Origin of the sequence: Pseudomonas sp. MF6751 (assembly GCF_016613265.1) — a bacterium.
Classification (GTDB): Bacteria; Pseudomonadota; Gammaproteobacteria; order Pseudomonadales; family Pseudomonadaceae; genus Aquipseudomonas; species Aquipseudomonas fluorescens_BV.
The window spans coordinates 1-16,884 of sequence record NZ_JAENSV010000036.1; the positions used below are offsets into that span (position 1 = coordinate 1).

The following is a 16,884-nucleotide window of genomic DNA, read 5'->3' on the forward strand; positions in this document are numbered from 1 at the left end:
TCGGCTGACAAAGACTGATTGATCGTCGTATGCTTTTTCATGGGCTCGCCCTCGCTGTCGTTGGCTTCTATAAGAATGCCACCGTGGCGCATAGACGCCTCGGCTTGGGCGAGTCCATCTAATTACAGAGAGCGATCTACCGTCGTCTTGGCAATCTCCAACAAATGCCACACCGCCAGAATCTTCGCCCGCCCCGGGCTATCCAGCAGCTCACCACAATCAAGCGCCGTGGCCGAAGCGCTGTCGATCAAGCTGGCGGTGTAGAGCAAGGCATCTTCAAACCAGGTCGTCGATGGCGCGGTTGAATGTGGCACGTTCTTTTGCGGGATCGAGGGGTGGATCGGGTAGGACTTTATTCATGTTGTAGCTCCGCTTTGGATAGGAGACGACACCCGCCGCGTCTAAACGAGGGACACGGCTTGCTGGCCTTTTAAAGTGTTTGAAGGCGCTAACTCGGCGGACCACTTGTCGGATTTATTACCTTTTTATTTGTAATTTTACGTCGCTTCCTATGGAGAACTCGCCAGGGAAGGGTTGTTGAATTCCGAAGTTGGCAACTTCTAAGATGTTATTTTATGAGGAAATAATTTGGTGTGTGAAAGTTCATTGATTGTGTCTTCTTTATGGCAATTGTTGGTTTTCTGATTTTAATGAGTGAAAGTTCTTAAATGGGCGTGACCGAATTCCTACAAGAGTAAATTGTTTTTGTTGCATGTTTCTTTTTGTCTACTAGATTATGGGTGGTACTTCAGTTCGCATTTTTGTTTTCGTCTCGCTTGGATAAAATGGTGCCATTTCATGAGGTGAACTATGCGTATCTACCCATTATCTAAGCCTTTCTTGCTGGCAAAGCTTTTTATTAAGGAACAATTGAAAGAGCCGGTCGCCCTATTGTGGATCGTAATATCCCCAGTGGTAACCTTCTACTTGATTACTTACGCTGGGTACACTGGCGGAGAATCTTTACGTGACTACGCATCTGCCACTTCATGGTTTTACGCTTTCATTTCTTCAAGCGTTGCACTGTTTGGTTTGGCGTTTTATATAGTAGGGCGAAGAGAAAGTGGTTTTTTGCGCTCCTTTGTGTATACAAAGCGTACTAAGATCACCTTTCTCGCTGGGCAGTTTTTAGCGTACTCATTTATGTCGCTGATTTATTGTTCGGTATTTTATGTGCTGACGCGGGGCTATTTTGGTTTGATGGCCTTGGAAGAGTGGTTGGTTATTGTTGGTCGTTTCTATATGTGTTTTTTGCTTTTCTCTACTCCATCCTTATTGTTGACGCTGGTGCCCATAGGCTTTCAAAATACTAATACTCTTTTTTCCATATTATCAGTCTCTATGTTGGCGCTGGGTATCGGTAGCCTTAGCACCTCGTATTCACTATTTAACGTAATCGATCTTTTTAATCCGATGGGGTGGGCCAATCGCCTGATGTTGGTGGGGGTGACCGGGTCCGCTACATTGGTAGCGTCGATTTTAGGAATGATCATTGTCACAGGGTGGTTTGTGTTCCGATTTTTACTCATCAACCCCGTTTGGAGTCGGTACTGATGAAACGGCTAATCGTGGATGCACTGGACGTTAGGTACGGTCAGCATATTTTATTCAAGAGTGCCTCATTGGAAGTCGAGGCCGGCACAATGATAGGTTTATTGGGGCCTAATGGTTCCGGAAAAACTACGTTTTTTGACGTGATCTGTGGCCTGAAGAAATTGAATGGCGGTGAAGTGCAACATTCATTCTCCAAGCTACTTTACCTGTCACAGATCATCGCAACGCCTCCCGTATTTCGAATGTTCGATGTTTTTAACATGATGATGCTTTTTTGCTCCGATACGCGCGTAACCCAGCGGCACGCCTTGGAAAAAATTGAAAAGTGGAGCCCTGGTATTGCTGAACGCTATTGCGAAATCTGGAAGAAGAAATCATCCCTTTGCAGCTATGGCGAAAAGCGTTGGTTTTTCACCTTGTCGTTATTGTCCGTTAACGCAGACCTGGTGATTTTGGATGAGCCCACTGCGGGGGTTGACCCGGAATTTCGGTACCACATTTGGCGGTGTCTGGAGGGTGCGGCGGCGGAAGGTGTGGCGATACTTGTGTCGTCGCATAACATTGACGAGATCGTCACTCACTGCGATGACTTTTACATGCTAAGCCAACAACGCTTTAATCGGTTTTCCAATGCCGAGGGATTTTTGAGCAGGTACGGCGGCAGTACTTTGGATGAGGCATTTATTCACGCGGCGAGTCTGCCCAGAACTTGAGATGCTGGTATCGGTGTCTGAATGCCTGCGAGATGGGAACGGGTTTCTCCGCGATAGTGGTCCTCGATGGAGCTATCACCATAGCGTGCAAGCCTGACGCTTATCAGTTGAGACTGACCGGTAACTGTCCGGCTCTTTTCAACAGTGACCCGCTGTAAAAGCGGAACCAATAGCAGCCATTACCGCAGGAACCGATATGTACGCGGTCTGACCCGAGATACTGGTCGGATTTAAGGCCGCCTTCGCAGGCAAGCCAGCTCCCACATTGGATCGCGGGGCATCAGTTATATCAGCGTCGGCTGTCAGGCCGTCGCGGGAGCAAGCTCCCTCGCCACAGGTCCTGCGTCGCGTTAAAGTTGTGTAGATATTATGCTGCGATGGCATCGACCCGGTTCGCCTGAACTACCAAGGTATTTGCATCAATACCAAGGTAGGAGCAATCCACCGTAGTCTTGGCAATCGCCAACAAATGCCACACCGCCAGAATCTTCGCCATGAAAAAAGGCCAGCAAGCAACAGTACCTCAGCGTATCCCCGGAACAAACGCCACACTCCCTCCCTCACGCGCCTTGAACAACCGCTCCCCATTATCTGGTTGCGTCGTCACCACTTGATGATCCACCCCCAGGAACGCCAACGGCGCGGGCTCGTCCTTGGAATACTGCGCGACGATTATCGTGCGTTGCGGATCAAACCCCTGGCCGCTGGTTTTCTCCAGCCAGGCCATGAACGCGGCGCTGTCGCCCTGGCGCGGGAAGTCCTGGTTTTCGCTGATGTAGTAGAAAGGTTTGCCGTGGTTTTGCAGGTACATGGGCAGTTTGTTGTCGACCTCTACCAGCACCAGTTGCCATTGGTTCCAGGGTGCGCGTTTTTCTGCCTGGGCTTGCAGGTCGGCGGCGAAGCGGGTGACGCCGCCGTTGCCGTTGGTCCAGGGGTAGATCACGCCCAGCACCAGCAAGAGCAGGCCTGCGCTGAGGCCAATGCCTGTTTGCCAGCGCGGCCAGCTCGAAGGTTTTTTGTGCAGGCGTTCACTCAGCCACCAGGCGGCGAGCAGTTGGGCGAAGGGCACCAGCGGCAACACGTAGTAGCTGCGGCGGCTGCCGCTGGCGGTGAAGAATACAAACAACAGGCCCAGGCCCCACACCAGCCAGCGTACGTTGGGCGGCGCCTTGCGCCAGTTGCGCACGGCCAGCCACAGGCCAAGTAACCAGCAGGGTGCCCAGGGCAGGGTGTAGACCGGCAAGTAGATCAGGTAGGTGTAGATCGGCCCCATATGGTCGAAGGGGTCGAAGAAACGCACCACGTTTTCGCGAAACACCAGCTCCAGGCCGCTCTCGCCGTAAGTGGGGGCGCCGTAGCGGTGGGACAGTACAAAGGGAATCGCGTACACGATGCCTGCGATGAGCAGGGCCAGCACCAAGCGCAGGTTGAGGTGGCGTTTGTAGCGGTGTTCGCTGAGCAAGTGTGGCAACAGCACCAGGCCCGGCAGCACCACACCGATCAAGCCCTTGAACAGTGAGGTGGCGGCCAGCAACAGAAAAAACACCGTATAGCGCCCCAACCGCGTGTCATCCGGCCCACGCCAATACCACCACACCGCTGCCAGCACGCCGCACACGGTGAGGACATCGGCGGTGGCCACGCGGGCCCAGAACAGGAAGTAGAAGGTGGTGGCGAGCATCCACCCGGCAATCAGCCCGGTGCCTTTTCGAAACAGGCGTTCACCGATCAGGTACACCAGCCAAATGCTCAACCACGCGGCAATCACCGATGACAGGCGCAGCGACCACGGGCCGAGGCCGCCGAGCAGATGGGCAAACCCGGTGATCAGCCAGTAGGAGGGCAGGGGTTTGTCGTAATACGGCGTGCCTTTGAGGTATGGGTCGAAATAGTCACCGCTTTGCAGCATCTGCAAGGCGATATTCGCCCAGCGCGTTTCCGGCCCCCACAGGTCGCGGCTGCCCAGGCCCAGCAAGAGCAGCAAGGCCGAGGTACCCAGCAGTAACACCAGGGCGCCGCGTTCGGTTTTCCAGAAACTCATGGGATGTTCCCCGTGGCAGGCGCTGCATTCAAGGTTGTTGGGGGTAAATCGTCAGTACCAGGTTGCCTTTGCGATAGCGTTTGCCGCCGGGGGGCAACTGCCCTTCTTCGCGGTGTTCGCTGGTGCTCTTGACCTGCATCAGCACGCCGACCGACCCGTGTTGGCGGTTTTCGGCTAGCCAGGCCTGGACGCTGTCCGGCGTGACCTTGCGCTGTGCCGCGTCTTCGTAGTTCAAGCCATAGCGCAGCTCGCCCTGGGTGTTATAAAACGCCACATCGGGCCGGCGCAGGCGCCAGGTCAAGGCCGATGCCAGGCCCAGGTCATTGCTCAGCAAAGCACGGGTAGGTTGCAGTTCGTCCAGATGTTCCAGCACGAACTGGTCGGGCATCTCGTTATCTTCGATCAGGGCCGGCATGCCCGCCGGCAGCAGTGCCACCAGCAAACCAATGCCCAGGGCGGGCATCGCCCACAACGTCAGCGGGCGCACCGCTTGCAGCAGGTTGGCGAGGATCCAGCCCAGCAGCACGATAAACGTCAGGGACAGGTTGAACATCTCCGCATGGCTATTGCCGTACAGCGGGCGGGTGATTTGCAGGTAGATCAGCGCCACCATGGCTGTCATGCCAAGCACGAAATTGAGCGCGCCGTTGATGACTAGGGTGCGGGCCTTGCCTTGCTTGATCAGGTCGATCAAACCGTGGCCCATCAACAAGGCCAGGGGCAACAGGCACGGCATGATGTAGGTCGGCAATTTGCCTTTGCTCAGGCTGAAAAAGCCCAGGGGCAGCAACAGCCACAGGGCGAGAAAGGCAATCGCCGGCTGGCGCTTTTCCTGCCAGGTTTTTAGCAGGGTGCCGGGTAGCAAGGCGGCCCATGGCAGGCACGCCACCACCATGATTGGCAGGAAGAACCACAGCGGCCGCGCATGCTGTGCGTTGTCGGCGGCAAAGCGGCGGATGTGCTCATGCCAAAAAAAGAAATGCCAGTAATCCGGTTCCCGCAGGTGGATCGCCAGGGCCCATGGCAGGCACACCAGCACGGCAACCAGTACCGCCAGCGGCCCGTAGCGCATCAACTCACCGACGCGACGCTGCCAGACCAGGTAGGGCACGGCGATCAAGACCGGCAACAGCCAGGCCAGGAACCCCTTGGTCATGAACCCCATGGCGCAGGCCACGCCCAACACTGCCCAGGCACCCAGGCGTTCCCATGGCGTGCGGCAGTCCAGGGCAAACCACAACGCCACCAGGCTCAGGTTCACCCACAGAGTGAATTGCGGGTCGAGGTTGGCATACCCGGCTTGCCCGGCCACCAGGCCAAAACTCAGGTAGAGCAGGGCGCAGGCAAAGCTCTTGCGCGGCTCGTTCCACACGCGACGGGCGAGCAGGTAGGCCAGCACCACACTCAGGCCCGTGCTCAGCACTGAGGCGATACGCACGCCGAACAGGTTTTCACCGAACACCGCCTGGCCAAGGGCGATCAGCCAATAGCCGGCGGCGGGCTTCTCGAAATAACGCACACCCATGAAGTGCGGCGCCACCCAGTTGCCGCTCATCAGCATTTCCTGGCTGACCTGGGCGTAGCGGGTTTCGTCCGGCGTCCATAAACCGTGAAAGCCCAGGGGCAACAGGAAGAACACGGCAACGCCCAGCAATAGCCAGGACACAGGGTTTATGCGAGGCATGCGCACATCGCTCCATAACGTTCAAGTACGGGCAATGGCGGTATTAACTTAATAGGGCGAAGCATCGTAAGGGTCACTAAGTTGTTGTTGGAGAGCATAACTAACAGACGTGGCTAAACATGCCAGAGTGGGGCTGTCGTTTTGCTGAACGTCTCAAGGCTTAATATGTAAACAAGTGTAATTAAAGTTGTTTAAGTGCGGCGGTCCACTCTTCGCTGTTCATGGTGCCCATGGCCTTGAAGGTGCCGTTGGGTAGTACCTTGACGAACAGTGCGCTGCCGTACTCTGCAGCGGCTGCGTGAGGGAAGCCGAGGCTGGTCTGGAAGTCGCTCATGCAGGCGCTGTGGGTGATCAGCATCAGGTTGCGTCCCGGCTGTTTGTGGCCGAGGATTTCACCGCCCATGGCGTCGCCGCAGATGGCCAGCGGGCCGGGGGACAGCTCGGTCTTGCCGAACATGAACAGTGACGTCTGGGCGGTTCGCGTGGTCGGGCTGCTGAGCACGTCGGTCAGAGCCATGCCCAATGAATCAAAGGCTTTGCCCAGTTCAACGGCGCGTTCAGTGCCGTTGATGGTTAGGCCATCGGCAGGGCCGAAGCAGGGGTTGGCCGAGCGGTCGCAGCGCTCCTCATGGCGCACCAGCACCACCAGCTCACCCTCACGCCAACTGGCGAGCACCCCGGAGGTCACCAGGCGATTGCCCACGCCCAGGTCCAGGGGCGAGCTGGGCCAGAATAAAAAGCCCGTCAACAACAAGGCGGTAACGCTGATGCCAAGCAGGTGCAGGCGGTATTTTCTCAGGCGTTTTAACCTTGACCTTTTGGGTTGGGGGTTGGCCAGGATCATGTCTGCCACGCGGTTCATCCTCGGCACTGTTTATTGTGTTTATAAAAGGGCTGCACGATTGGGCAGTTGCCCTTGGTGAGGCAGGAGACTGTCACAGCACCGCTGTCTTTTTGCTGAACACTTGCATGTTAAGAGTGTCACTTGGATTAACTAATAAGTTGTGAGTCACCACGAGTTGGCGGGCACTTTAAAGTTCGGTGGATGGGCAGACGGTGAAATCCATGTGAAAAATTTGCGTGGGCAGGAGCGTCAGCCGTTATTCTCGTTGCTGGTCCTTCAGATGAGCGTTCTTATGTTGCAGGTGCACGGTGTTGTTAAAAACTACGCGACCCCGCAAGGCCCGCTGACCGTCCTGGCCGGCGTCGACCTGCACCTGGGTGAGCGCAGCAGCCTGGCGTTGATGGGCGAATCGGGCAGCGGCAAAAGCACCTTGCTGCACCTGGTGGCCGGGTTGGACCGAGTGGGCGCCGGCAGCATCCGCATCGGCGAGCAGCGCCTTGACCAACTCAACGAAGGGCAACTGGCCCATTGGCGCCGCACGCAAATCGGCCTGGTCTTCCAGCAGTTCAACCTGATCGGCAGCTTGCGCGTGGAAGACAACCTGGCGTTCCAGGCGCGGCTGGCGGGGCGTTTCGACCCGCACTGGCAAGCGCAATTGGTCGAGCGCCTGGGGCTGGGCGACTTGCTCCGGCGTTACCCCGAGCAACTCTCCGGTGGCCAGCAGCAACGGGTTGCCGTCGGGCGGGCGCTGGCCTCGCGACCGGGTTTGTTGCTGGCCGACGAACCCACCGGCAACCTCGACGAAGCCACCAGCGATGAAGTGCTGCAACTGCTGTTGGACCTGCTGCGGGACAGCCCCACCAGCCTGCTGATGGTCACCCACAGCCCGCGCCTGGCCGCACGGCTTGACCGGCAAGTGGTGCTGCACCGTGGGCGTGTCGTGCCGATGGACGCTCGCTGAGATGGCGCTGTTTTACTGGACGCTGCGCGCGTTGCTGAGCCACTGGCGGCGTCATCCGGTGCAATTTTTCAGCGTGCTCACCGGCCTGTGGCTGGCCACCGCGCTACTGACCGGCGTGCAGGCCCTCAACAGCCAGGCGCGGGACAGCTACGCACGCGCCAGCCAATTGATCGGTGGCGAACCCCAAGCCAGCCTGGTTGCGCCGGACGCCGCCAGTTTCCCCCAGGCACTGTTTGCCGAGCTGCGCCGCGCCGGCTGGCCGGTATCCCCGGTGGTGCAGGGGCGAGTGGTGCTCCAGGGGCGTGACCAACAGCGTCTGCAACTGATGGGCATCGACCCGGTGTCGTTGCCCGGCAGCGGCAGCGTGGCGGGGCAACGCTTGAGCCAGGCGCAGATGCTGGCGTTTTTCGAGCCGCCGGGGCGTACCTGGGTCGCTGCGCAAACGTTAGAGGCGCTGGGGTTGCAGGCGGGCGAGCAGCCGCTGACGTCCACCGGGCAACGCCTGCCACCGTTGCAGGTACAGGCCGATATGGCGCCCGGCCTGCTGCTGACCGATATCGGCTTTGCCCAACCCCTGCTCAACATGCCTGGGCGCCTGTCGCGCCTACTGTTGGACAACACCTTCGCCGCCCGCCACCCCACGCCGCCCGCCGCGTTGCAACTCAAGCAGGGCGAGGACAGCAACCTGTCACGCCTCACCGAAAGCTTTCACCTGAACCTGGATGCGGTGGGTTTTTTATCCTTTGTGGTGGGGCTGTTTATCGTGCATGCGGCCATCGGCCTGGCCCTGGAACAGCGCCGCGGCCTGCTGCGAACCTTGCGCGCCTGCGGAGTCAGCGCACGCATGCTGATCCTGAGCCTGGGCGTCGAATTGGGCGCTTTGGCGGTGTTGAGCGGTGTGCTCGGTATCGCCAGCGGCTACCTGCTGGCCAGCCTGTTGCTGCCGGATGTCGCCGCCAGTTTGCGCGGCCTGTACGGCGCCGAAGTCGCCGGCCAATTGAACTTGAGCCCCTGGTGGTGGCTGGCCGGCCTGGGCGTGAGCCTGCTCGGTGCGTTGCTCGCCGGAGCCAGCAGCCTGTGGCGCGCAGCGCGTTTGCCGTTACTGGCGCTGGCCAACGCCCAAGCCTGGCATCAAGCCCATGGGCGCTGGCTGCGGCGCCAGGGGTGGGTGGCGTGCGCGGCCCTGGCGATCGCGTTGTTGGCGCTGTGGCTGGGCGATAGCCTGGCCGCCGGGTTTGTGCTGATGGCGGCCTTGCTGTTGGGCGCGGCGTTGGCATTACCGGTGCTGCTCAACGGGTTATTGAAAGCCGTGCTGGGGCGTAGTCGCTCGGTACTGGGCCAGTGGTTCCTGGCCGATTGCCGCCAGCAACTGCCGGCCTTGAGCCTGGCGCTGATGGCGTTGCTGTTGGCCCTGGCGGCGAATATCGGCGCCGGCTCCATGACCTCGGGCTTTCGCCAGACCTTCACCCATTGGCTGGAGCAACGTCTCACCGCCGAGCTGTACCTCAACCCGCAAAATCCGCAGCAGGCCGAGCAACTGAAGACGTGGTTGACCCGCCAGCCCCTGGTGCAGGCCGTATTGCCCGCCTGGCAGGTGGCGGTGCAACTGCAAGGCTGGCCCGCCGAGGTGTTCGGCGTGGTCGACAACCCCACTTATCGTCAACACTGGCCGTTGCTGGAGGCGGTGGACGCGCCCTGGGACCGTTTGCTGCAAGACGACAGCCTGATGCTCAGCGAACAACTGGCGCGACGCCTGAAGGTGCAACTGGGTGATACGGTTTCCATCCCCACCCCGCAGGGCACCTGGGCGCCGAAGATCGTCGGCATCTACGCCGACTACGGCAACCCCAAGGGCCATCTGCTGGTCAATGCCCGGCACCTGTTGGCGCATTGGCCGACGCTCTCACCGGCACGCTTCAACCTGCGGGTAGCGCCCGCCGACGTGCCGTCGCTGATACGTGAAGTGCAGCGTGAGTTCGCCCTGGAAGACAGCCGCATCGTCGACCAACAGCAACTCAAGGGCTGGTCCAGCCAGGTCTTCGAACGCACCTTCGCTGCCACCGCCGCGTTGAACAGCCTGACCCTTGGCGTCGCCGGCGTGGCGTTGTTCATCAGCCTGCTGACCCAGAGCCAAAGCCGACTCGGCCAACTCGCGCCGTTGTGGGCGCTGGGCGTGACGCGCCGACAATTGATGCTGCTCAACCTCGGCCAGACCTGGCTGCTGGCGGTACTCACGTTGATCCTGGCGTTGCCGCTGGGGCTGTTGCTGGCGTGGTGCCTGGATGCGGTGATCAACGTGCAGGCCTTCGGCTGGCGCCTGCCGCTGCAGGTATTCCCCGGGCAGCTCGCGCAATTGCTGGGGCTGGCGATGCTTGCCACCTTGCTCGCGTCGGCCTGGCCCTTATGGCAGTTGTACCGCAGCCGTCCGGCGGATTTGTTGAGGACGTTCGCCCATGAAGATTAAGGCATTGGCGTGCATCGCCTGGTTACTGCTGAGCGGCTGCGACCAGGCGCCCGCACCCGAGGACAGTTTCGCCGGGCTGGGCAGCGATGCGGCGGACTTTGCCCAGGTGGTGCCCGGCAAAGTCTTCAGCTTCCCCGAGGACCACGGGCCCCACGACGGCTTTCGTATCGAATGGTGGTACGTCACGGCCAACCTCAAGGATGCCCAGGGCAATGTCTTCGGCGTGCAATGGACGCTGTTTCGCAACGCATTGAAGGCCGGCCCCGTCCAACCGGGCTGGCGCGATTCAACCGTGTGGCTCGGCCACGCCGCCGTCACCTCCGCCACCCGCCACTGCGCCGCCGAACGCCTGGCCCGGGGTGGCGTGGGGCAAGCCGGGGCCCAGGCAGAGCCGTTCAACGCCTGGATCGACGACTGGAACTTCGCCAGCCGCCCCGGCGCCGCCAGCCCCCTGGCCGACATGCAACTCAAGGCCAGTGGCGCGCAATTTGCCTACGACCTGCACCTGACCTCCAGCCGCCCGCTGGTGCTGCAAGGCGACCATGGCTACAGCCGCAAATCCGACCAGGGCCAGGCGTCGTACTACTACAGCCAGCCGTTTTTCACCGCCAGCGGCAGCGTCAGCCTCGACGGCCACACCTACCAGGTCAGCGGCCCAGCGTGGCTCGACCGCGAATGGAGCAGCCAACCCCTTGCCGCCAGCCAGACCGGCTGGGACTGGTTCTCCTTGCACCTGGACCGCGGCGCGCAACTGATGCTGTTTCGCGTGCGGCAGAAAGACGGCGCCGGTTACCTCACCGGCACCTGGATCGACGCCCAGGGCCACACCGAGACCTTGCACAACCGCGACATCCAGCTCACACCGCTGACTACCACGGCCATCGACGGGCGCAGTATTCCCACACGCTGGTCGCTGAAAATTCCCGGCAAACAGCTGGACATCACCACCGAGGCCGTCAACCCGAAGGCGTGGATGGACCTGGGTATTCCGTACTGGGAAGGGCCGGTGCGGTTTGAGGGTGGGGTGGGGTATTTGGAGATGACGGGGTATTAGGGGCGCTTTCTGTAGGCGTTCATCTTTTGCTGTGTAGGCAACTTCCCAAACGTAATTTTTGACCCCCGCCTGCTTGTGTCCGGGTTGTAGGTGCTTGCTTATATTTCGATGCCTTTCTCGGTATCGGAATCCAGGACATGGCGTACGGTTACATCAATCAACAGGCTTCACCTTACCCGTTTTTGAAATCACGGCTATGGCGCGGAGGCGTGTTGCAGGGCCGAGATCATTTCGATGTGCTGAATCGGCACCTGAGCCACGAATTGGTAAGGCCGGGTGAGTTAGTAATTGTTCCAGAGGCGTCTAGCGTCAATTGTTCTATCGAGGAAGCCTGGTTGATGCGCCACGCTGAAGAGATTCGTCAGCAACTGGACCAGGTTATGCCCCTCGATAGGGCTGGAAACAAAAACTATGACCTGGCGCAGAGCATTCTGGCGTATGGATCGATTGGGATAGGCAGCGTAACGTCGGCGTGGAGCCGGCACCTGCAGGCGGTCGCACATACTTTGGAGGAAATCGAGCAGTTGCATCGGCAATTGAAGGACGGTGGTTTGGACAAAGAGTCGTTTATACGACAGCGTCAAAGGATGTTTGGCGTTTTGGATATGCAACTGCAAGGGGCTGCACGATTTGGTTCTGGATTGCGTGGCAATCAACCGCTTAAGGAGGCGCTTGGGATCTCGACCAAAAGTTATTTGCATCAAGGCGAGATTGCGGGGTATGCGCAACGGGTTCAGACGATTACGCAGATGTCGAGATGGTTAAAGCAAGGAACATATCTGGGGTTGGCGTTGGATGTAGGCGTGGCGGGTTTGGAAATCAAGGAGGCGTGTGTGGTGGGAAGGGAGGCGCAGTGTCGGCGGGCGAAGTATGTGGAGACGGGGAGGTTGCTGGGTGGAGTATTTGGGGCTGCTGTTTTGGGCAAGCGTGGAGCAACTATTGCTCGCAGTGCATGCCGGATTGCATTGGGTGTTTCACTGAAAGGCAACGGTGAACTGGCTTGTGGAATTATCGGAGGGGCTGTGGGTGGGGCGGCGGGAGGCGCTTTTTTTGGTGAGTTTGGTGGGTTTTTGGGGGGAAGAATATTGGCAGTCGACGGCGATCTGATATTCCAACCCGAGGGCACATAACGATGTCCCTTTTTCTTGTGTATAGCATTGTGATGTTCGCTTGGGTGTTTGTCGTCTTCGTACTGATAGTGTTTGCTGAATACGCAAAGTTGGATGAACTGGAAAGTTACTTCAGTGAGAACGAGAAGGTTCTTAGACATAAGCGTTTCAGGGAAGGATATGATCCGATCGATAGATATCATCGAATGAGCCTGATGATCGACATCCTGTCAGGGCCGAAAGCTTTTCTGAAGGCAGGCCTTGTGACCGAAGCCGAGCTGGCGTCTGTCCCCTTGACGCTTAAGCGCTGGGCCTTGTGGCCGTATCGCCTCGCGGATGTTTGTATCATCGAAATGATTGTGTGGGAAGTATGGCGCAGATGGTGCGATATCCCAATTCCATAGAACTAGGCCTCACTCGCGAAAACACCTCATGAGTTGGCAATTGGTAGACGTGCGCGAACCTGCAGGCGGTCATTACGGGGCGTTATAGATCAAGAGTGATTCGATTTTCCCACCTAGGGCATGACAATGTCGTTTTTTCTCGCTTACACCCTGGTGATGGTGGTTGGAGCGTTCGTCATTTTGGGATTAATGCTCTTTGTCGAACGAACAAAACTCGAGGCGTTGGAAGGTTACTTCATTGAAAACGTGCAGGTGCGTAAATATCAGCAACGCTGGGGACGAAACCAGCGACTCGTCAGATTTCATCGCATGTGTCTCATGATTGATATCCTCCGCGCGCCAGAACGCTCCGTGAAAGAAGGTTACATGACCGAGGCAGAGCTAGCCGTCATTCCGCCAGCGCTCAAGCGTTGGGCTGTATGGCCCTATCGGCTCGCGATAATGTGGGCGATCAGTTGGGGCTATTGGTGCACCTGGCTTTAGAGGTGCTCTCGCTTCTTGAGCCTGAATTCCAGGCTCACATTTTTTAGAAAAAGTGCTGAACATGCATACAGTCTTATCCTACAGTCCATCCCAGGTGACCGGATGTCACCGGTTACCTGAGCTTCAATTTTTTAACTATGGATGGATAAAAAATGAAATCGAAAAAAGCCTTTATGCTAGGCGCGGCCATGATGGCCTCCTGCTTCGTTTCGGCCTTTGCCCTGGCTGATCAAGCGCCTGCGAAACTCAGTGCCGAAGCGGTCAAGCAGGCCGTGAACAAAGCGCTCAAGTCCGGCGGCAAGCTGGACGCCTCGAAGGTTTCGACCGAACTCAAGAAAAAACTGCGGGTGGCCAAGTCTGGTCAGTCCAAGGCCGTGACCCGATCCCTCAAGTCCGAGCCGTTCGACAGCGTGGTGAGTGAGTTGAAAAAGCCGGCGCAAGGCGCGTTGAAAGGTGCGGCTATCGCGGCGTTTGAACCGCTGTTTCCAACCCTGGATATCAACACGCTTTACACCGTCGATGCGGTGCAGGCCGGTAACGAGTTTGCCTACCACTTCAACCTGCCGCAGAACGCACGAGTGCAGGTGCAACTGGTCAACCAGAGTGCAGGCGCGGATATGTCGCTGACCCTGTTTCAGGATGACGGCCAGGGCAACCTGAGTGTGGTCGGTTCGTCGGATGCCGCAGGCAATGCCGATGAATACCTCAACGGTGTGCTGCCGGCCGGCGACTACTACTGGTACATGGTGGCCAAGGTCGCCGATAACGCGCAGTTCAGTTTCGGCGTGGCGGTGGACAACAACATCGACGCGTTCGAGCCCAACGACAGCGCGCAAACCGCGTTCGTATTGCCCGATTCGATGAACAAGGTCAGCGGCAATCTCGACAGCGCCAACGATGTCGATTACTTCGACTTCACGGCGGTCCGTGGCCAAAGCGTGAGCATGTACCTGGCGGGCGACGAGAACGGCAGCCGAAACCAGTGGATCTTCGACCGCTTTGATGGCGCCAACTGGGTCACCGTGCCGGCCGGTTCTACCTCGACCTACCCGAGCGTCGCGCCGGGCACCACGGTGAAGGTGCGTGTACGGGCCAACCCGGCGGTGGCGCAGGACCCGAGCAAGTATTACCAACTGAGCCTGGGTTCCACACCGCGCTTGAACACCAGCAGTGTCAAAGGTGACAACATCGTGCGGGTGACGGAAGTGTGGCTGGCCACGCAAACCGCTCGGCTGTTGAACTGGTCGACCCAATGGTCGGACTCCACCGGCGCGCCGTTGCTGGCGGTCACGCCGGTATTGCGCGTCGATAACCACTTCGTCGACTTGAACTACCGTTGGGTTGACTACAAAGCGACTACCAACAGCGCGGGTGTATCAGAGGCCACGGCTAATATCGGTACGTGCTTCGGTGACTACACAACGGTGATCAACGACAGCAGCACCGGTGTGCCGTACAAGTGGAGAACCACCTACAACGAGGGTGGCTGGCGCATTGAGCTGGCTGAGTTCCCTGGTGTGGGCGTTGGCGGTGAGAATGTGCAATACGTCAGCCTGGGGCATATCTGCACTCAGGACATCATCCACTGATAGCGTGATGTGAAGCAGAAGGGGCGGCCTCTAGAGGCCGCCCCTTTTTTGTGGCTTTTTCCTGATCATTTCTGGCTATCGTGAGGACGCGGCTCCCAATACAAAGTGCCAAACAGATAGTCCATCAACGGCAGCACGATATTGAAATTACGCCCCTGCATCAGCTCACGACGGTGGTGCAAGGCATGCAGGCGGTGCATCTGGCGAATCCATGGCAGGCGTGCCACCGGGTGTTCGGCAGGCAGGTGTTCGCAGGCATGGAACACTTCGTAGAGCAGGTAGCCAAGGATCATGCAGCCTGCAAACAACCCGGCAACGTTGGGGCTCAGTTGGCTGAGCAGCCACCAGGCGGGAAGGGTGATGGCCAGGCTGTGCAGCATGATCAGCCAGGCTGGAAAGAGGATGACGCGCCAGTCCCGAGGGCTGTCGTAGGTCATGTGGTCGGGGGTGAAGAAGCTGTGGTGATCGCCGGTGTGGCGTGCATAGAACAGCCGGGCGAATGCATGTTTGTGATGGCCCAGGTGGCGGTGCACGAGGTAGATGCACAGGTTGAAGAACAGCAGGGTCAGGGGCACGGTCAGCCACTGGAGGGCGGTGATATCGGCGGTGGAGGACCAGGCCAGCGTGATGCAGGCGATGCCGTAGCCAAGCACGAATGCGGCGTGCAGCCAGGGGTTGTAACGCGGGTTGACGCTTGCGCGGTAACGGTCGCGGAAAGTCTCGGTCGGGTGGGGCATGGCCGGCTGCTCGCTGTGTTTTTATTTGAGGCTGAGCTTAGTTGGCGTAAGCGGATGTGCGAGTTTTTACTGACCACCTCATCCCCCTGTGGGAGCTGGCTTGCCTGCGATGGCGGTGTATCAGGGCCAGATAAGTAGACTGACACTGCGCCATCGCAGGCAAGCCAACTCCCACATTTTTGCCCGAGACCGACCAGTGGAGGCTTGCACAGGTCTGAATTACTTGTTAGTTTCTGGCAAAATGTTAACGATAACATTTGCTCTAAAAATAAAAACAAAACAGAGACCCACGCCATGAAAATGCTCCCAAAAACCCTGTGTTTACTGGCTGCCAGCATCACCCTGGGCAGCGCGACCCCCGCGTTTGCCGACGCTGCCAAGCCCATCCGCATCGGCGCCTCGTTCCAGGAAATCAACAACCCCTATTTCGTCACCATGAAAAACGCCCTGGAAGAAGCCGGCGCGACCATCGGTGCCAAGTTGATCATCACCGACGCCCGCCACGACGTGTCCAAGCAGGTCAGTGATGTCGAAGACATGCTGCAAAAGGGCATCGACATCCTGCTGATCAACCCCACTGATTCGGTCGGCGTGCAATCGGCCGTCAAGTCGGCCCATGCTGCCGGTGTCGTAGTGGTGGCGGTGGATGCCCAGGCAGATGGCCCGTTGGATTCATTCGTGGGGTCGAAGAACTTCGACGCCGGTTTCCAGGCCTGTGAGTACCTGGCTAAAACCATCGGTGACAAAGGCAATATCGCCGTCCTTGACGGCATCGCCGTGGTGCCGATCCTCGAACGTGTGCGCGGCTGCAAAGAGGCGGTGGCCAAGCACCCGGACATCAAGATCGTCAGCATCCAGAACGGCAAACAGGAACGCGATCAGGCCCTCACCGTCACCGAAAACATGTTGCAGGCCCAGCCTACCCTCAAGGGCATTTTCAGCGTGAATGACAATGGCTCTCTCGGCGCGCTGTCGGCCATCGAAGCCAGCGGTATGGACGTGAAGCTGGTCAGCGTCGACGGTGCGCCGGAAGCGATCAAGGCGATCCAGAAACCCGGCAGCCATTTCATCGCCACCTCGGCCCAATACCCCCGCGACCAGATCCGCCTAGCCCTTGGCATTGCCCTGGCCAAGAAGTGGGGCGCCCAAGTACCGGCCAGCGTGCCGGTGGACATCACCCTGATCGACCAGGCCAAGGCCAAGGACTTCAGCTGGTAAACCCAACAGGCCCCGCGTAGTTCGTGGGG

The 16,884-nt window shown here is 58.6% G+C and carries 15 protein-coding genes and 1 pseudogene; 10 read left to right on the plus strand and 6 right to left on the minus strand.

The genetic code is table 11. From position 1 onward, the window contains the following. Positions 1 to 122: 122 nt before the first annotated feature. A pseudogene (locus JJD66_RS21925) lies at positions 123 to 360 on the minus strand (DUF6124 family protein). A gap of 450 nt (positions 361 to 810) precedes the next feature. Here JJD66_RS21925 and JJD66_RS21930 point away from each other — a divergent pair. Beyond that, a complete protein-coding gene (locus JJD66_RS21930; RefSeq protein ID WP_200649019.1) occupies positions 811 to 1,554 on the plus strand; it encodes an ABC transporter permease in 744 nt (247 codons plus the stop codon). Next, entirely contained in the window at positions 1,554 to 2,267 is a 714-nt protein-coding gene (locus JJD66_RS21935; protein ID WP_198716469.1) for an AAA family ATPase, read from the plus strand. The genes JJD66_RS21930 and JJD66_RS21935 overlap by 1 nt, the downstream gene beginning before the upstream one ends. A 367-nt stretch (positions 2,268 to 2,634) precedes the next feature. Here the strand turns inward: JJD66_RS21935 and JJD66_RS28300 are convergent, their stop codons facing one another. From JJD66_RS28300 to JJD66_RS21950, 4 genes are all read right to left on the minus strand, one after another. After that, on the minus strand, positions 2,635 to 2,763 hold the full coding sequence (locus JJD66_RS28300) for a hypothetical protein (RefSeq protein WP_267911480.1): 129 nt from the start codon (positions 2,761 to 2,763) through the stop codon (positions 2,635 to 2,637). 27 nt (positions 2,764 to 2,790) lie between these two features. Next, complete coding sequence (locus JJD66_RS21940; protein ID WP_200649020.1) at positions 2,791 to 4,308, minus strand: ArnT family glycosyltransferase; 1,518 nt, start codon at positions 4,306 to 4,308, stop codon at positions 2,791 to 2,793. 28 nt (positions 4,309 to 4,336) lie between these two features. Beyond that, positions 4,337 to 5,992 carry a lipid IV(A) 4-amino-4-deoxy-L-arabinosyltransferase gene (gene arnT / locus JJD66_RS21945; RefSeq protein ID WP_200649021.1) on the minus strand — a complete coding sequence of 552 codons (1,656 nt, stop codon included), beginning with the start codon at positions 5,990 to 5,992 and terminating at the stop codon, positions 4,337 to 4,339. Between the two features lie 181 nt (positions 5,993 to 6,173). Next, the gene (locus JJD66_RS21950; RefSeq protein ID WP_034128177.1) at positions 6,174 to 6,854 is read right to left on the minus strand and encodes a histidine phosphatase family protein; all 681 of its coding nucleotides are present in this window, start codon (positions 6,852 to 6,854) and stop codon (positions 6,174 to 6,176) included. Between the two features lie 274 nt (positions 6,855 to 7,128). On the opposite strand from JJD66_RS21950, the gene JJD66_RS21955 reads away from it, so the two are divergent. From JJD66_RS21955 to JJD66_RS21985, 7 genes are all read left to right on the plus strand, one after another. Beyond that, on the plus strand, positions 7,129 to 7,797 hold the full coding sequence (locus JJD66_RS21955; protein WP_200649037.1) for an ABC transporter ATP-binding protein: 669 nt from the start codon (positions 7,129 to 7,131) through the stop codon (positions 7,795 to 7,797). Position 7,798: 1 nt separating this feature from the next. Continuing rightward, positions 7,799 to 10,261 (plus strand): ABC transporter permease, encoded by a 2,463-nt coding sequence (locus tag JJD66_RS21960; protein ID WP_200649022.1) that lies wholly within the window; start codon positions 7,799 to 7,801, stop codon positions 10,259 to 10,261. Further along, positions 10,251 to 11,315, plus strand: coding sequence for a lipocalin-like domain-containing protein (locus tag JJD66_RS21965; RefSeq protein ID WP_200649023.1), 1,065 nt, complete (start codon positions 10,251 to 10,253; stop codon positions 11,313 to 11,315). The genes JJD66_RS21960 and JJD66_RS21965 overlap by 11 nt, the downstream gene beginning before the upstream one ends. A gap of 137 nt (positions 11,316 to 11,452) precedes the next feature. Further along, positions 11,453 to 12,445 (plus strand): hypothetical protein, encoded by a 993-nt coding sequence (locus JJD66_RS21970; RefSeq protein ID WP_200649024.1) that lies wholly within the window; start codon positions 11,453 to 11,455, stop codon positions 12,443 to 12,445. Between the two features lie 2 nt (positions 12,446 to 12,447). Then, on the plus strand, positions 12,448 to 12,828 hold the full coding sequence (locus JJD66_RS21975) for a hypothetical protein (protein ID WP_034128173.1): 381 nt from the start codon (positions 12,448 to 12,450) through the stop codon (positions 12,826 to 12,828). A 126-nt stretch (positions 12,829 to 12,954) separates the two neighbouring features. Next, entirely contained in the window at positions 12,955 to 13,311 is a 357-nt protein-coding gene (locus JJD66_RS21980; RefSeq protein ID WP_105229158.1) for a hypothetical protein, read from the plus strand. Between the two features lie 152 nt (positions 13,312 to 13,463). Continuing rightward, positions 13,464 to 14,900, plus strand: coding sequence for a hypothetical protein (locus JJD66_RS21985; RefSeq protein ID WP_200649025.1), 1,437 nt, complete (start codon positions 13,464 to 13,466; stop codon positions 14,898 to 14,900). Between the two features lie 65 nt (positions 14,901 to 14,965). On the opposite strand, the gene JJD66_RS21990 is transcribed toward JJD66_RS21985, so the two are convergent. Then, positions 14,966 to 15,637 carry a sterol desaturase family protein gene (locus JJD66_RS21990; RefSeq protein WP_198716477.1) on the minus strand — a complete coding sequence of 224 codons (672 nt, stop codon included), beginning with the start codon at positions 15,635 to 15,637 and terminating at the stop codon, positions 14,966 to 14,968. A 294-nt stretch (positions 15,638 to 15,931) separates the two neighbouring features. Between JJD66_RS21990 and JJD66_RS21995 the strand changes: the two genes are divergently transcribed. Then, complete coding sequence (locus tag JJD66_RS21995; protein WP_200649026.1) at positions 15,932 to 16,855, plus strand: substrate-binding domain-containing protein; 924 nt, start codon at positions 15,932 to 15,934, stop codon at positions 16,853 to 16,855. Positions 16,856 to 16,884: the final 29 nt, after the last annotated feature.

Excerpts from the sequence above, each read along its gene's own strand:
- JJD66_RS21930 (WP_200649019.1), top strand. The coding sequence starts at position 811 with ATGCGTATCTACCCATTATCTAAGCCTTTCTTGCTGGCAAAGCTTTTT.
- JJD66_RS21935 (WP_198716469.1), top strand. The coding sequence starts at position 1,554 with ATGAAACGGCTAATCGTGGATGCACTGGACGTTAGGTACGGTCAGCAT.
- JJD66_RS28300 (WP_267911480.1), bottom strand. The coding sequence starts at position 2,763 with ATGGCGAAGATTCTGGCGGTGTGGCATTTGTTGGCGATTGCCAAGACT.
- JJD66_RS21940 (WP_200649020.1), bottom strand. The coding sequence starts at position 4,308 with ATGAGTTTCTGGAAAACCGAACGCGGCGCCCTGGTGTTACTGCTGGGT.
- arnT (WP_200649021.1), bottom strand. The coding sequence starts at position 5,992 with ATGCCTCGCATAAACCCTGTGTCCTGGCTATTGCTGGGCGTTGCCGTG.
- JJD66_RS21950 (WP_034128177.1), bottom strand. The coding sequence starts at position 6,854 with ATGAACCGCGTGGCAGACATGATCCTGGCCAACCCCCAACCCAAAAGG.
- JJD66_RS21955 (WP_200649037.1), top strand. The coding sequence starts at position 7,129 with ATGTTGCAGGTGCACGGTGTTGTTAAAAACTACGCGACCCCGCAAGGC.
- JJD66_RS21960 (WP_200649022.1), top strand. The coding sequence starts at position 7,799 with ATGGCGCTGTTTTACTGGACGCTGCGCGCGTTGCTGAGCCACTGGCGG.
- JJD66_RS21965 (WP_200649023.1), top strand. The coding sequence starts at position 10,251 with ATGAAGATTAAGGCATTGGCGTGCATCGCCTGGTTACTGCTGAGCGGC.
- JJD66_RS21970 (WP_200649024.1), top strand. The coding sequence starts at position 11,453 with ATGGCGTACGGTTACATCAATCAACAGGCTTCACCTTACCCGTTTTTG.
- JJD66_RS21975 (WP_034128173.1), top strand. The coding sequence starts at position 12,448 with ATGTCCCTTTTTCTTGTGTATAGCATTGTGATGTTCGCTTGGGTGTTT.
- JJD66_RS21980 (WP_105229158.1), top strand. The coding sequence starts at position 12,955 with ATGTCGTTTTTTCTCGCTTACACCCTGGTGATGGTGGTTGGAGCGTTC.
- JJD66_RS21985 (WP_200649025.1), top strand. The coding sequence starts at position 13,464 with ATGAAATCGAAAAAAGCCTTTATGCTAGGCGCGGCCATGATGGCCTCC.
- JJD66_RS21990 (WP_198716477.1), bottom strand. The coding sequence starts at position 15,637 with ATGCCCCACCCGACCGAGACTTTCCGCGACCGTTACCGCGCAAGCGTC.
- JJD66_RS21995 (WP_200649026.1), top strand. The coding sequence starts at position 15,932 with ATGAAAATGCTCCCAAAAACCCTGTGTTTACTGGCTGCCAGCATCACC.